This window comes from Marinobacter sp. S6332 (genome assembly GCF_023016045.1).
Classification (GTDB): Bacteria; Pseudomonadota; Gammaproteobacteria; order Pseudomonadales; family Oleiphilaceae; genus Marinobacter.
In genome coordinates this window covers 57,963-72,697 of the sequence record NZ_JALKAP010000012.1, presented here as the reverse complement: position 1 = coordinate 72,697, position 14,735 = coordinate 57,963, and the positions used below count along the sequence as shown (strand labels likewise).

The 14,735-nt window shown below is 51.5% G+C and carries 12 protein-coding genes and 2 tRNA genes; 7 read left to right on the top strand and 7 right to left on the bottom strand.

Annotated elements, in window-relative coordinates; translation table 11 throughout:
* Positions 1–244: 244 nt before the first annotated feature.
* Both fadA and fadB read right to left on the bottom strand, forming a co-directional pair.
* Positions 245–1,420, bottom strand: coding sequence for an acetyl-CoA C-acyltransferase FadA (gene fadA / locus MWU62_RS15745; protein WP_200364150.1), 1,176 nt, complete (start codon positions 1,418–1,420; stop codon positions 245–247).
* A gap of 33 nt (positions 1,421–1,453) precedes the next feature.
* Entirely contained in the window at positions 1,454–3,601 is a 2,148-nt protein-coding gene (gene fadB, locus MWU62_RS15740) for a fatty acid oxidation complex subunit alpha FadB (RefSeq protein ID WP_247115779.1), read from the bottom strand.
* 428 nt (positions 3,602–4,029) lie between these two features.
* On the opposite strand from fadB, the gene MWU62_RS15735 reads away from it, so the two are divergent.
* Together MWU62_RS15735 and MWU62_RS15730 are read left to right on the top strand one after the other, a co-directional pair.
* Positions 4,030–4,848 (top strand): hypothetical protein, encoded by an 819-nt coding sequence (locus MWU62_RS15735; protein WP_247115778.1) that lies wholly within the window; start codon positions 4,030–4,032, stop codon positions 4,846–4,848.
* 75 nt (positions 4,849–4,923) lie between these two features.
* Entirely contained in the window at positions 4,924–5,355 is a 432-nt protein-coding gene (locus MWU62_RS15730; RefSeq protein ID WP_247115777.1) for a universal stress protein, read from the top strand.
* A gap of 87 nt (positions 5,356–5,442) precedes the next feature.
* Here the strand turns inward: MWU62_RS15730 and MWU62_RS15725 are convergent, their stop codons facing one another.
* From MWU62_RS15725 to MWU62_RS15710, 4 genes are all read right to left on the bottom strand, one after another.
* Complete coding sequence (locus MWU62_RS15725) at positions 5,443–7,413, bottom strand: ATP-binding cassette domain-containing protein (protein WP_247115776.1); 1,971 nt, start codon at positions 7,411–7,413, stop codon at positions 5,443–5,445.
* An 8-nt stretch (positions 7,414–7,421) separates the two neighbouring features.
* Positions 7,422–8,216 (bottom strand): MOSC N-terminal beta barrel domain-containing protein, encoded by a 795-nt coding sequence (locus MWU62_RS15720; RefSeq protein WP_247115775.1) that lies wholly within the window; start codon positions 8,214–8,216, stop codon positions 7,422–7,424.
* Positions 8,217–8,313: 97 nt separating this feature from the next.
* Positions 8,314–8,389: transfer RNA gene (locus tag MWU62_RS15715), tRNA-Gly, on the bottom strand.
* A gap of 78 nt (positions 8,390–8,467) precedes the next feature.
* Entirely contained in the window at positions 8,468–9,070 is a 603-nt protein-coding gene (locus MWU62_RS15710) for a DUF924 family protein (RefSeq protein WP_247115774.1), read from the bottom strand.
* 103 nt (positions 9,071–9,173) lie between these two features.
* Between MWU62_RS15710 and MWU62_RS15705 the strand changes: the two genes are divergently transcribed.
* From MWU62_RS15705 to MWU62_RS15695, 3 genes are all read left to right on the top strand, one after another.
* Entirely contained in the window at positions 9,174–9,551 is a 378-nt protein-coding gene (locus MWU62_RS15705; protein WP_247115773.1) for a CbiX/SirB N-terminal domain-containing protein, read from the top strand.
* A gap of 11 nt (positions 9,552–9,562) precedes the next feature.
* Positions 9,563–10,465, top strand: a complete 903-nt coding sequence (locus tag MWU62_RS15700; protein WP_247115772.1) for a TIGR01777 family oxidoreductase — start codon at positions 9,563–9,565, stop codon at positions 10,463–10,465.
* 93 nt (positions 10,466–10,558) lie between these two features.
* Positions 10,559–10,634 (top strand) — tRNA-Glu (locus MWU62_RS15695).
* 70 nt (positions 10,635–10,704) lie between these two features.
* On the opposite strand, the gene ccoM is transcribed toward MWU62_RS15695, so the two are convergent.
* Positions 10,705–10,860, bottom strand: coding sequence for a cytochrome c oxidase subunit CcoM (ccoM, locus tag MWU62_RS15690; RefSeq protein ID WP_200364132.1), 156 nt, complete (start codon positions 10,858–10,860; stop codon positions 10,705–10,707).
* Positions 10,861–11,100: 240 nt separating this feature from the next.
* Between ccoM and MWU62_RS15685 the strand changes: the two genes are divergently transcribed.
* Entirely contained in the window at positions 11,101–13,518 is a 2,418-nt protein-coding gene (locus MWU62_RS15685; protein WP_247115771.1) for an EAL domain-containing protein, read from the top strand.
* A gap of 21 nt (positions 13,519–13,539) precedes the next feature.
* Positions 13,540–14,727, top strand: coding sequence for an acetate kinase (locus MWU62_RS15680; RefSeq protein WP_247115770.1), 1,188 nt, complete (start codon positions 13,540–13,542; stop codon positions 14,725–14,727).
* Positions 14,728–14,735: the final 8 nt, after the last annotated feature.

Genomic DNA, 14,735 nt, shown 5'->3' with positions numbered 1-14,735 from the left:
AATCGGTCGGTAAATAAGCAGACCCTAAACTCGCTGTAAAATCAATCGGCTGGAAAAACTATAAGAGCCGCCATTGTGTATAGGCTCACTGTTTTACAGGGTCGGGATTAGCAAGACAACCCATTCTTTGTTTCAGTTATCCATTTTTCAAGTTTCAGGAAAGGCTTTAGAGCCACCCTTAAAGCAGAAAGGCCCGGCGCGAGCCGGGCCTTCCATGAAAGCGTCACTGCACCCGCTTAGCGGATTACAGGCGCTCCCAGACCGTTGCAATACCCTGACCCAAGCCGATACACATGGTAGATACACCAAGCTTACCGCCTTTGGCCTGCATTACGTTCAACAGTGTCGTGGAGATGCGGGCGCCAGAACAACCTAGCGGATGGCCTAAAGCAATCGCGCCGCCGTTCAGGTTAACCTTCTCTTCCATTACACCCAGAAGTTTTAGGTCTTTTAGTACTGGCAGTGACTGCCCAGCAAACGCTTCGTTCAGTTCCCAGAAGTCGATATCTTCAACTTTCAGGCCTGCACGCTTAAGCGCTTTCTTCGTCGCAGGAACTGGGCCGTAACCCATGATTGCGGGATCACAACCTGCAACAGCCATGCTGCGAATCTTCGCAATCGGCTTCAGCCCAAGAGCTTCCGCACGCTCTGCTGACATTAGTACCATCGCTGCAGCACCGTCAGTCAACTGGGAGGAAGTACCCGCCGTTACTGTACCGTTTTTCGGATCAAAAGCTGGCTTTAGCTGGCCCAGAGATTCCGCAGTGGTTTCCGGACGAATAGTCTCGTCGTGCTCGATCAGCACTTTGAAACCGTTCTCGTCGTGACCTTCAATAGGTACGATTTCGTTCTTAAAGCGGCCTTCTACAGTCGCTTCCTGCGCCAGACGGTGCGAACGAGCGCCGAACTCGTCCTGCTGCTGACGGGTAATGCCGTGCATCTTAGCCAGCATTTCTGCGGTCAGGCCCATCATATTGGATGCCTTGGCAGTATACTTGGAAGCAGCAGGGTTATGATCGAAACCCGCTGTCATGGGCACATGGCCCATGTGCTCAACACCACCGACCATAAATACATCACCGTTTCCGGTCATGATGGCCTGCGCCGCTGTATGGATCGCGCTCATAGCGGAACCGCACAAACGGTTAACAGTCTGGGCTGCAGACTCGTGAGGGATACGGGTCAGCAGAGAGATCTGCCGCGCCACGTTAAAGCCCTGTTCTTTAGTCTGGTTTACACAGCCCCAGATTACATCTTCAACTTCTTTCGGGTCGAGCTTCGGGTTGCGCTCGAACAGTGCATCGATCAGCGCAGCCGACAGGGTCTCCGCACGCACATGGCGGAAACAACCGTTTTTGGCACGACCCATCGGAGTCCGCACGCAATCGACGACGACAACGTCTCTCGGATTAAGGCTCATAGATCTTTCTCCGTTCGGAAATCTCGTTCAGGGTTAACCAAAGAACTTTTCGCCAGTTTTGGCCATTTCACGCAGCTTCTCGGTCGGATGATACAAAGCACCGAGGTCTGCAAACTTGTCTGCTAGTTCCACGAACTTGTCGACACCCATGTCGTCGATATAACGCAGGGCACCACCACGGAACGGCGGGAAGCCGATACCGAAGATCAGACCCATATCGGCGTCAGCCGGGTCTGCAACAATTCCGTCTTCCAGGCAGCGAACGGTTTCAAGACACAGAGGCAGCATCATACGAGCGATGATGTCTTCGTCGCTGAATTCGTTCTTACCCTGAACAACCGGTTCGAGCAGCTTGTAGGTTTCTTCATCTACAACTTTCTTCTGCTTGCCCTTGCGGTCCAGTTCGTACTTGTAGAAGCCTTTGTCGTTCTTCTGACCATAACGGTTGTTTTCGAACATCACGTCGATGGCAGTCGTTTCTGAGTGCTTCATACGGTCCGGGAAGCCGTCGGCCATTACTTCACCAGCGTGCTTACCCGTGTCCATACCCACAACGTCAAGAAGGTATGCAGGACCCATGGGCCATCCGAACTTTTCCATAACCTTGTCTACGTGCTGGAAATCAGCACCGTCACGCACCAAGCCGACAAAACCGCCGAAGTAAGGGAATAGAACACGGTTAACCAGGAAGCCCGGGCAATCGTTTACAACGATAGGTGTCTTACCCATAGCCTTAGCGTAGGCGACGGTTGTTGCAATCGCACGGTCACTGGTTTTCTTGCCACGGATAACCTCAACCAACGGCATCATGTGCACCGGATTGAAGAAATGCATACCGCAGAAATTTTCAGGACGCTTAAGGTTTTTAGCCAGAAGATCGATGGAGATAGTCGATGTGTTAGACGTTAGAATGGCGTCATCACGTACCGCTTCCTCGACTTCACGCAGAACCGCATCTTTTACCTTCGGGTTTTCAACAACGGCTTCAACAACCAGATCTACGTTCTTGAAATCACCGTAGTTAAGAGTTGGAGTAATGCTATTGAGAACATCAGCCATTTTGCCTGCATCCATACGGCCTTTATCGACGCGCTTGGCCAACAGTTTTTTGGCTTCTTTCAGGCCCAGAGCGATGCCGTCCTGATTGATGTCCTTCATGATGATCGGCGTGCCTTTCAGTGCTGACTGATAAGCTACACCACCACCCATAATACCAGCGCCCAATACGGCAGCCAGCTTCACATCAGACGCTTCTTTTTCCCACGCCTTGGCTTTCTTCTTCAGCTCCTGATCGTTCAGGAACAAGCCAACCAGGCAAGCTGCGACGTTGGTCTTCGCCATTTTGGCAAAGCCTTTCGCTTCAACTTCAATCGCCTTGTCGCGGGTCATGCCAGCGTGCTTCTGCATAACCTTGATAGCTTCTACCGGTGCCGGGTAGTTCTTACCCGCTTTACCACCAACAAAGGCCTTGGAGATCTCGAATGCCATCATGCTTTCCATGGCATTCAGTTTGATCTTGCCTTTTTTCTCTTCGCGACGCGCTTCGTGGTCAAGCTTGCCTTCGTTGCACTGGTTAATAATAGCAACAGCAGCTTCAACCAGCTTTGCAGGCTCAACAATTGCGTCAACAGCGCCAGTTTTCAGAGCGGCGTCGGCTCGATTTTCTGAACCGCCACAGATCCACTCTACTGCGTTATCCACGCCAACAAGGCGGGACAGGCGAACAGTACCGCCGAAGCCTGGGAAAATACCCAATTTAACTTCAGGCAAACCAACTTTCGCCTTGGGTGCCATAACCCGATAATCGGTTGCCAGGCACATTTCAAAACCGCCACCCAACGCCATACCGTTGATGGCAGTTACAGTTGGGAACGGAAGATCCTCAACTGCACTAAAAATGGCGTTAGCTTTTAGGTTGTTGGCTACCAGATCTTCCTCGGAGCCGGCAAACAGATCGGTAAACTCTGTAATGTCGGCACCAACGATGAAACTGTCTTTAGAGCTGGTTACTACCAAACCCTTGAGTTTCGTCTGTGCTTTAAGTGCATCAGTCGCGGCGTGGAGCTCTTCAATGGTAAGACGGTTGAACTTGTTTACCGACTCGCCTTGCAAGTCGAAGTTCAACTGAGCGATCCCGCCTTCGATCTCTTTAACCGTGATGGCTTTACCTTCGTAAATCATCAACTGATCTCCAGTCTGTGTTTGGAACTGCCTCCAACTCTGAAAACTCGTTTGATTAAGCTGTCAGAGCTGTTTTGTGCAGCGAGATTTCGGTCACTGCCCGATTAATCGACCCTAAGATTCATACGGTCGTTTGAATCGCGAGGACACACGATGTGAAAAAACAACACGTTTGTCAATTTGTTTCTTTGTTGCGCGGGCAGAACATGCAAGACTTTCTCAGACGTTACAACACAGATATCTTTTATTTCAGTTAGCTACGCGATTATTCGGAGAGAAAACCTGAACTTTGCCCCGCAAAATTGAAACATATTTACATTTCCGGGAACCCGTACCGCCAAAACCGCTTGATTGGCTAGGAAAGTTACTTTACCTTCGATCTACGACTTTGGTACACAATAATAAATGCATTACGGAGAATCAATCCGATGAAAATCGTCCGTCTGCGTGTGCGCTCCTCTCTGGTTGCGACCATGTTCCTGCTTTTGCTCTCCTCCATGAACATCAAGGCTCAGGAGGCAAATAGCTTCTTATCACAGCTTCACACTTTTCGTGTGAGCAACTATATTGCTTTGGATGCGTACTACAGGTTTATCGGCGAAGGAAGCACTGATACCTTGAACGAGATCGTAGCAGGTATCAACTCCGCTAACGACTCCATGAATCTCCTCGCTACAACCACCAGTGGCGTACTATCGAAAGAGCAGCTTAAAGAGCTAAACAGCGAGTTTGATAAATTCAAAGGCCTAATGCGCAACAACATCAATGATGTACGTAATACCGGCTACCCGGATTTGCGCCTGGTATCAGACATGGCCAATCAAGCACTGGTAATGAACGATATGGCCACTGAGCTGTACCAAATCGCACAAGAGAAATCCCAAACAGAGACCAGTACCCGTGTTGAAGCTGCTAGGATGGGCGCGGTGAAAATTGCCCAAATGATGGCCAAATATTCAGTACGGACCAACTCCTCCGTTGCTCAAATATTTCAGGGCACAGCTACCGAAGTCTCTCTAGACGAACAAGCCAAGGAGTTCGATCAGTTATTGGCGGCGATGGGCTCTGCTCAAGACAAAGGCGAATTGAAAACAGTTTTAGATGACGCCAACGCAAAATGGCAGTTCATCCGCAACTCCTACATTAACTACAATGAAAACAACGTGGGCTTTGTAATCGACAGATACTCCAAGCGCATTCTGGAAAGCCTGACCGCTGCTATCTCTATACTCCAGCAAGATGCATGAGTTCTTGCGCGAGCCCTTTCCACAAGCCAGCTCGCGTATTATGCTGTAGCAAAGCCGATACATAAGGAGTTAGGGATGTCCGCCTACAACAAAATGCTTGTTGCCATCGATCTTACTGAGGAAGCGCCTCAAGTTCTGCTAAAGGCGAAAGCCATGAGCGAAGCCCACAACGCTACTCTGATTCTGGTTCATGTTGTTGAGCCTGTAGGCTATGCCTACGGTGGTGATATCCCTATGGATCTCACCGAGCTTCAGGATCAACTTGACAAAGCCGCCCGGGAACAACTTGGTGCCTATGGAGACCAATACGGCGTAGATAAAGTTAACCAAATTGTGGCGGTGGGCCGTCCGGAATCTGAAATTCACCGCTTGGTGAAAGAGCAAGAAGCTGATCTAGTGATTGTGGGAAGCCACGGCCGGAAGGGTTTTCAACTGCTACTTGGCTCCACCGCCAATGGCGTTCTGCATGGAACAGAGTGCGACGTTTTGGCGATTAGAATCCGCTAACGCTTTGCACAACCACAGAGTTTTATTAACAGGCCCGGGGTGTACGCTTACACCGCCGGGTTTGTTTTTTCTGTCCTTCAATCCTTGTTAGCCGAGGGATTGCTCTTCAAGCTCCATCCACCGCTCTATCACCTTCTCCAGGCTGGCTTCTTTTTTCTCCAGCGCTTCAAGCGTTGCTGCAACATCTTCCGGCGATCCCGAATAGAACTCAGGCGAAGCGATGCGTGCCTGAATACTGGCCACTTCTTGCTCCAACGTTTCTATCTGGCCCGGCAACTGTTCGAGCTCTAACTTCAGTTTATAGCTAAGTTTTACCGGTTTGGACTTACTCGCACTCCCTACATTCGAACCACTTCCACTCTGCCCGCTGTCTCCTGGCGAGTCTGACTGCTTCATTTTATCGCTCTGCTTACCAGACTTCGCCGACTTATCGTGACGGTCTGGACGTGCCCCAGCCACCTCCGCCGGAAAGCGCCCGCCTTGCCGGCGCCAGTCGCTATAACCGCCTACGTATTCTTGAACCTTGCCGGAGCCATCCAAAAAGACGGTTTCTGTAACAACGTTATCCAAAAACTCACGGTCGTGACTAATAACGATTACCGTACCGGCAAACTCGGCAAGCTGTTCCTCAAGCAATTCCAGTGTTTCCACATCTAAATCGTTGGTTGGCTCATCGAGCACAAGAATGTTCGCAGGCTTACTAAACAACTTAGCTAACAACAGCCTTGCGCGCTCACCGCCGGAAAACACGCGCACGGGTGATCTCGCGCGCTCAGGTGTAAACAGGAACTCTTGCAAGTACCCAAGCACGTGCTTGCTCTGACCGTTTATGTCAATGAACTCACGCCCTTCAGACAGGTTATCAAGAGCGTTGCGACTCAGATCCAATTCACCACGAAGCTGATCGAAGTAAGCAACCTGCAGGTTGGTGCCGAGGCGAATAGAGCCCGCTGTTGGCTCAAGATCCCCCAAAAGCAATCGCACCAAGGTTGTTTTGCCTGTTCCGTTTTCCCCTACGAGGCCAATTTTATCCCCCCTAAGAACAGTGAGGGTCATATCAGAAATGATTGGCGCCCCACCAGAGTACGCAAAACCAGCGTCAACCGCTTCTACCACTAGCTTGCCCGAGCGCGCCGCATCTTCCACTGCGAAGCTTGCAGTACCGCCACGAACCCTCCGCTGCCGGTGCTCTTCACGCATTGCCTTTAGTGCTCTCACCCTTCCCATATTACGGGTGCGACGCGCTTTAATGCCTTGGCGGATCCACGCCTCCTCTTGCTTTAAGCGTTTGTCGAACAGGGCGTTCTCGCGCTCTTCTTCCTCAAGGGCCTTTTCCTTGAGCTCCAGATATCGGTCGTAAGAGGCTGCAAAACTGATCAGCTTACCTCGATCTAGCTCCACAACCCGGGTGGCCATACGCCTTATAAAGGCCCTGTCATGGCTCACAAATAACATGGCACCTCGGAATGCTCCGAGCGCCTCTTCAAGCCACGCGATAGCGGGAACATCAAGGTGGTTGGTAGGTTCATCAAGCAATAGAATGTCTGGCTCACTCACGAGCGCTCTCGCCAACAGCGCCCGGCGCTGCCAGCCTCCCGAGAGGGTGTTGAGCCGCTGATCCGGATCTATTCCGTATTGCGCCAAAACAGCGGTAACCTTCTGATCAAGCCGCCAACCATCCAAGGCCTCAATACGCTCCTGAACCTTCATCATGCGGTCGAGACTGGCCTCATCCGCCTGCTGCGCGAGAGTATGAAACTCAGCCAAAAGCTGCCCTGTTTCCGGAAAAGCACCGGCTACAACTTCGTATGCTGTTCTCGTGTCGTCAGACGGGAGGTTTTGGGGCAAAACCGCCAGAACAGCGCCATCTTCAAGGCGAACCTTTCCGCCATCCGGAATAACCTCGCCGCTGACAACCTTCAACAGGGTCGACTTGCCCTCCCCGTTTCGCCCCAACAAACACACACGCTCTCCGGCCTCAATCGTCAAAGACGCCTGATCAAGCAAAGGGTGCATTCCAAAGGCTAGAGATATTGAGTCCAGCGTTAACAGTGGCACGTTGTTTTCTACTCCGATTCAATAACTGTGACGGAATCACCTACATGAATAATTCCGGGAAATTCGTGAATTGCGTTCTGGCCAAAAATTACGCCGTCAGGTGTTCTGCGGTAGCCCGAGAGGGCTCTCAAAGGCTGTAAGCCGGGGTCTTTGTTCCCGGTATCCGGGTTAACCGTCGTAAGAACGCAGCGTGAACAAGGCTTTACTATGTCGAAGTTTTGCTCGCCCACTGTTAGCTTCTGCCAGCGGTCTTCGTGCCATGCAACAGCTCCTTCAACGACAATATTGGGGCGGAACCGGCGCATATCCACCGGCTCTTCAAGGCGCCCGTTGAGCTCTTCTAGCGACGCCGTGCTCGTTATCAAAAATGGGAACCCATCAGCAAAACCGACGCGTCGATATTCGCTTACCCTTCCGGCATCAACGCGACGGAACGAAGAATCCGGCATGTAAACAAAGCGTAATTCTTTGCCGCAAAAACGACTCAACGCCTCACTCGCTGCAGCTTCTCCGCTATAAGCTAAAATCCAGTCCCGCCATACCAGAACCCGCAACTCTTGACTGGTGTGCTGTAATGTAAACTCACCCTCTCCCGGTATCGAAATGCTAACCAAGCTCTCCGATAGATCGGTCATCACGCGCGCGAGCTGAGGAAGAGACCGCTGGGTAACGAAGTTTCGATCCTCATCAATAATCATCCAGCGCCGATCATTTTTCGGGCCGAAGTCATCCATTTCAAAGCGGGAAACCTGAATGCCAGCAAGCGATTTAACAGGGTATAGATGGAGCGAGTGAACTTTCAAGGCGCGCCTCCGGAATCGGGCTGTGATATGAGTGTGGCGGCCGGTATAAACCAATAGCAAAAAACCCGACCTCTCGCGAGACCGGGTTTTTAAAATATGGAGCGGGAAACGAGATTCGAACTCGCGACCCCGACCTTGGCAAGGTCGTGCTCTACCAACTGAGCTATTCCCGCAATGTTGTTTAGCGTGTGCCGACAACGGAAACGTATTCTACTCATCCCGACCCTTTCGTCAACCTTCTTTCGAAATTTTTATTGGCCGTAGCGCGGGGCCGTACCTAAAAACTCCTTTTCAGCCTCGCTCGACACCCGCCCGAGAGCTTGATTTCTATGGGGGAAACGGCCAAAGCGCTCGATGACCTCCTGATGATCCCTCGCATAACGTAAAAAGCCTTTAAGGTTGTCTTGCAGCACTCCAGACGTAGATGCAACCAGCTGCTCAAAACATTCTACCGAAAGAGCCTGATCACCAGAGCGTTCGGAGTGCTGCAAAGGCATATATACAAATGCTCGCTGAATGGGTGGCAGCGCCATATCCTGCCCTTTGCGCATAGCCTCCTTGCAGAGCTTGTTCGCAGCCTTGTCCTGCTCGAATGCAAGCGCGCCACCGCGAAATATATTTCTGGAAAACTGGTCGAGCAATATAATTTCGGCCAACCGCCCGCCCGCAGCTTTGCGCCAGTGCTCAAGCCCTTGCTCAGACGCAAACAAAACCATAGAAAGAAACCGGCGGCGTATCTCCTGATCAAACTTCCGGGTTGACCGAAACCAACGATTACGGCGGGAGCTGTCGGGAAGCCCATTTTCATCTAAATCCCCAAACCAGAAATCCAGAATCTCTTTCCAATCGAACATTAAAGACCACCCTGTTATCTTGAATGATAGGTCAAGAAGAGAATACCGACCCACAATACAAATTACGACAGGCGCATTTTTAACCATAGAGTCAGGAGATTGGATGAGCAACCGACGTATTATTTTGCTAGCGCATGGCAGCAGCGATAAACGCTGGTGCGATACTTTCGAGGCTCTCGCCGAGCCCACGTTGAAAGCCGTGAGTAATTCGAGCATTGCCTACATGGAGTTGGCCGAACCCTCACTGGACGCGGTAATCCACGAGGGGGTTGCCGCTGGAGCCCGAGAGTTCACAATCGTTCCCCTTTTCCTCGCTGCGGGGCGACACCTACGCAAAGATGTGCCTGCAATGATCGAAGGGCTTGAGAGGGCCACGGGAGCACGAATCAAGCTTTCTGCTCCCATTGGGGAAAACCCTCTTTTAGGGCAGGCGATTAAAGATGTCGTAGCACTGCAGCTTGATCAAAGCACAGGCGAATAAAGGGGAAAGCGATGGACAAGCATGTTCTCATTACCGGTGGCACCGGCTTCATTGGCAGGGTGCTTTGCAGCGAATTGATTAGCCGCGGCTACCGACTGACTGTTTTGAGCCGACAAGCAGCTGACAAAGTTCGTTCTCTTTGCGGTCCAGTTGAGGTTATAGGCAACCTTGAACCGCTTCGCGCCCATGCTGGCTTTGATGGCGTTATCAATCTAGCTGGGGAAGGTATCGCAGACAAGCGCTGGACCGACGGGCGAAAACAAGCCCTGCGGGATAGCCGTATTAGCTTAACCTTAGCGCTTGTGGATATTATCAACACTTGGGAGCAATTGCCGGGGGTCTTGGTTTCCGGCTCTGCAGTTGGCTTTTACGGAGCTCAAGGTGACGCAAGAGTGACTGAAGATACCCCACCCAACGATGAGTTCACCCATAAACTCTGTAAAGACTGGGAAGAGGCTGCCCTCAAGTTGCAACCATCCACAGTGCGGGTGTGCCTTTCGAGAACGGGAATCGTAGCTGGCAACGGCGGCGGTTTTTTACAGCGAATGATCTTGCCCTTCAAACTTGGGCTTGGAGGCCGTCTCGGCATGGGCAGTCAATACATGCCGTGGGTTCACCGGGATGATGTGGTCGCCGCCCTTATTTGGATGCTGGAAACCCCAGAAGCTTCGGGCGCATATAATGTGGTTAGCCCGAACCCGACCACCAATCGTGAATTCACGCAATGCCTCGCTAATACTCTTAAACGACCAGCGATATTCCCGGCCCCAGCACCATTTCTTAAAATAGCGCTGGGGGAGATGTCCCGCCTTTTACTAACAGGGCAGCGAGCCATCCCCGCGCGCCTGCTCGACTCGGGATTCAAGTTCAGCTACCCCACACTTCGAGAAGCACTTGAAGACGCGACAAAATAAGTATTTACGTTTTTTTGGAAAAAGCGTTGACAGTTGAGGAAGGCTTACTTAATATACGCGCCACCTCGACGAGGCAAGGTTTTGAAGCGTTGCGTCCCCTTCGTCTAGTGGCCTAGGACTCCGCCCTTTCACGGCGGCAACAGGGGTTCGAACCCCCTAGGGGACGCCATTTCTACTTCTTTGCTGATTTAAGGCGAGAAGCAGAAAGCGCTACTAGCCTTCGATCAAAGCTCGCCTTTTCAGGCGGCTTTTCTGCTAGTTTTGATGCTTTTCTTAGCCTGAGCGCTACCGTGAGCTTTCTGATCCCGCATCACGAAAATACCCACGCCAACGAAAAACACTACCATCAGCAATACAGTTGCAATTCCAGCTAAAACGACTGCGTCCATATACATGTTTTTTCTCTCCACCTGTATCAAACTTGATTAAGCTCAGGTTACGCCACCCTACAATGCAGGTATTGATCTGTGTCAATGGACCGCAGCACTTTCGGAAGAAACAAACAAAAGCAGAAGCCAGTATATTTCTGCCCCTTTTTCGCCGAATTTCAGGGAATTTGAATATCAGGGCTGGTATAGTCGGCGAGTAATGGAATCTACGCAATAATCAACCGGTCTGGGTGGCTTGAGTACGACATGCCGAAACTGCCGACACGCCTTCAACGTTTTCGCTCCGGCTCTCCACTGTCGTTTAGGCTGCTGGCCTGGATACTTTTGTTCAGCTCGGCTTTCACCCTGATCGCATCCGCCATTCAGATCTATTCGGATTACAGTAAAGATCTTAGCCAAATCGATAGCCGTATGCAGGTAATCGAGTCCGGCTACGCCTCAAGCCTATCCAGAAGTCTCTGGGCGCTTGACCAGAAGCTGCTCCAGACACAAATGGAAGGAATTTTAAGCCTTCCCGACATTACACATCTTCGACTGGGCATAGAACCAGACTCCGAATTGGTCATGGGTGAAATTCCCCGCAGCGCTGACACCCAATCCCATAGCTTTGACCTAATTCATCAGGGCGACGAAGCCTTTAAGCTTGGCGAACTAACCGTAACGGCCAATTTGGACCGGGTTTACCAGAATTTGAAAGTAAAGATCGGCATCATTCTCGCCACCCAATTCCTGAAAACGTTTTTTGTATCCATACTCATCATTTGGGTGTTTCAGCACTTTGTTGCTCGTCACCTGACCACCATGGCGAATTACGCCAGAGATTTCTCGCTGACAAACCTCAGCACGCCGCTCACGCTCGACCGACCGGATACACCGTCGCACCGAAATGATGAAATCGGACGTGTATCGGAAGCAATCAACCAAATGCGCGAGCGCTTGAGTGCTGACATGGTGCGGCAGAAGAATGATGCGGCAGAGATCCACAAGTTTTCAATGGCCATTGAACAAAGCCCCTCCTCCGTTGTTATCTGCGATCGCCAATGGCGGGTCGAGTTCGCAAATCATAAGTTCACGCAGCTCACCGGTTACGACGCAAAGTCCATTGTCGGCCGACATCCTGGCGCTTTAAGCGATAACCCAATGGAAGTCCGGGATAACCGCCAACTCTGGCAATCCATCCGTTTGCAGGTTCAGCGCGTGGGTGTTTGGCAGGGTGAAGTGAACAGCACTCGACGCAATGGCGAGCGGTTCTGGGAGCAGCTGATCGTTACCCCTATAAAGGATAGCGATGGAGACGCCACAGGCTACCTTATTCTCGGGGAAGACATCAGCATCCGAAAACGCTACGAGCAACAGTTATTACGCCAGGCTAACTACGACATTCTAACTGGTCTACCCAATCGGATGCTGGCGTTGGACCGGCTCAAGCTCGCACTGGCTCAAGCCCGCCGAGAAAACTCCATGGTTGGCGTTATGTTTTTGGATCTCGATAATTTCAAACACATTAACGACACCCTAGGGCACGACGCCGGAGACAACCTGCTGATTGAAGCCTCCCGTCGCATTTCCAGTTGTTTGCGCGGTACTAGCACCGTTGCCCGACTGGGAGGTGATGAGTTCTTGGTCATTTTACCGGGGCTGACTGGCCCCGAACCTGCCTCTCAAGTTGCGGAACGCATTCTCGATAACTTTAGGCCAGCCTATACCCTAAATGGTCAGGAAGTTTTTGTTACGACGAGTATTGGTATAGCCATTTTCCCGAGCGATTCCGATAACAGCGGCACCCTGCTCCAACACGCTGATGCAGCCATGTACCAAGCAAAGCGGCAAGGCAAGAGCTCCTTCGCGCACTTCACTCCGGAAATGTCGGAGGTATCCCACGAACGCCTGCAAATGGAGTCTAGAATGCGGAGGGCGCTGGAGCAGCGTGAGTTTGAGCTCTATTTCCAACCGATCGTGGACACCGCCACCGGAGAAGTGCGCGCAGCGGAAGCCTTGTTGCGTTGGAACAACCCCGTTATGGGTATGGTTATGCCGGACCGTTTTATTCCTCTGGCGGAAGAAACAGGGCTTATTATTGGCATAGGAGCCTGGGTGCTCGAAGAAGCCTGCCATGCAGCTACCCGGTGGAAGGACATTACCGGCCAAGACATTGGCATATCAGTGAACGTGTCTCCGCGACAGTTTAGAGACTCTGGATTTACCAAAACAGTGATGCAGGCCCTATCCAACAGCAACTTGGCTCCGGAGCTGCTAGAGCTAGAAATTACCGAACGCCTGCTGCTCGACAATTCGATTGAAACAGCAGAAATTCTTAGAGAGCTCGACCGAGAAGGTATACGCCTGTCGGTCGACGACTTCGGTACTGGATACTCCGCACTTAGCTACCTCAAAAGCTACCCGTTCGACACTCTTAAAATCGACAAAACGTTTATCCACGATGTAACGAGAACCCAAGGGGGCGCCTCATTAGTCTGCGCCATCATCAACATGGCACATAGTCTAGGCTTGACCATCATCGCAGAAGGCGTTGAGGAAGAATCACAAACTCACTTCCTGAAGCAGGAAGGCTGTGATTTGTCCCAAGGCTATTTTTACAGTCGCCCACTCCCTAGCGATGAATTTACCGAGTGGTTAAAAGCTCACCTTCTTAAACAAACCTGATACTCAGGGAACAGTCAAACCATGAAGCAATCCATTCTTGTCGTTAACTGCGGCAGTTCGTCATTGAAGCTGGCACTATTCGACGAAAATGAAAACAAGCTCGCGTCTGCCATCGCAGAGCGATTGAATGGACAAGACGCATTTGCGCGCATCGATGGGGACCAACATGCTGTCGAATTACCAGCATGGGCTGACCACAAACAGGCACTTAAAGCACTGGTTTCTGCGTTTAGAGATCGCCAACTTATGCCAGCCACCCCCACGGCCGTCGGGCACCGCGTAGTTCATGGCGGTGAAACCTTTCGCGAGGCGGTGCTCATCGACAATGATGTGGTAAAAGCGATCAATGACTGTGCTGATTTGGCTCCCCTGCATAATCCGGTCAACCTAGCCGGAATTGAAGCAACGCGAGAGCAATTCTCTGAAACTCCGCAGGTTGCCGTGTTCGACACTGCGTACCATCAAACTTTAGCGCCTCGTGCTTATTTGTATGCATTGCCGGAATCTTACTACCGGGACTTGAATGTAAGGCGTTACGGGTTCCACGGGACAAGCCATTTTTTTATGGCGCGCGAAGCGGCACGCCTACTAGGAAAAACACCAGCAACCACCTCGATAATCTCTGCGCATCTTGGCAATGGCTGCAGCATTACGGCAATCAAAGACGGCTTAAGTGTGGACACCAGTATGGGGCTGACTCCCCTAGAAGGACTGGTTATGGGAACCCGAAGCGGTGATATCGACCCCGGACTCTTTGACTACCTGAGCTCGCGGGGCATGCAACAGGCGGAGGTCCACAAGATGCTTAACCAGAAAAGCGGGCTTCTCGGGATTTCCGGGCAAACTAACGACATGCGCTCGCTGTGTGAACTAGCGGACCATGGCCATGAGCCCTCGGCTTTGGCCATCGACATCTTTTGTTTCCGTTTGGCAAAGTACATAGGCGCAATGATGGCTTCGCTGAACCACCTCGATGCCCTAGTATTCACCGGCGGCATCGGGGAAAACAGTCATAGGGTCCGTGCGCAAACAGTTAACCACCTGACTCTGCTTGGTTTTGACATCAACGTGGATATGAATATACATCACGGCCGTTACAGCGACGGAAGAATAGACGATGCCAGTTCGCGGTTCCCTATCTTAGTCATTCCAACCAACGAAGAGCTTGTGATCGCCCGTGAGGCTACGCGTTTGGCGTCCAGCTTTTAGAAGTCTGA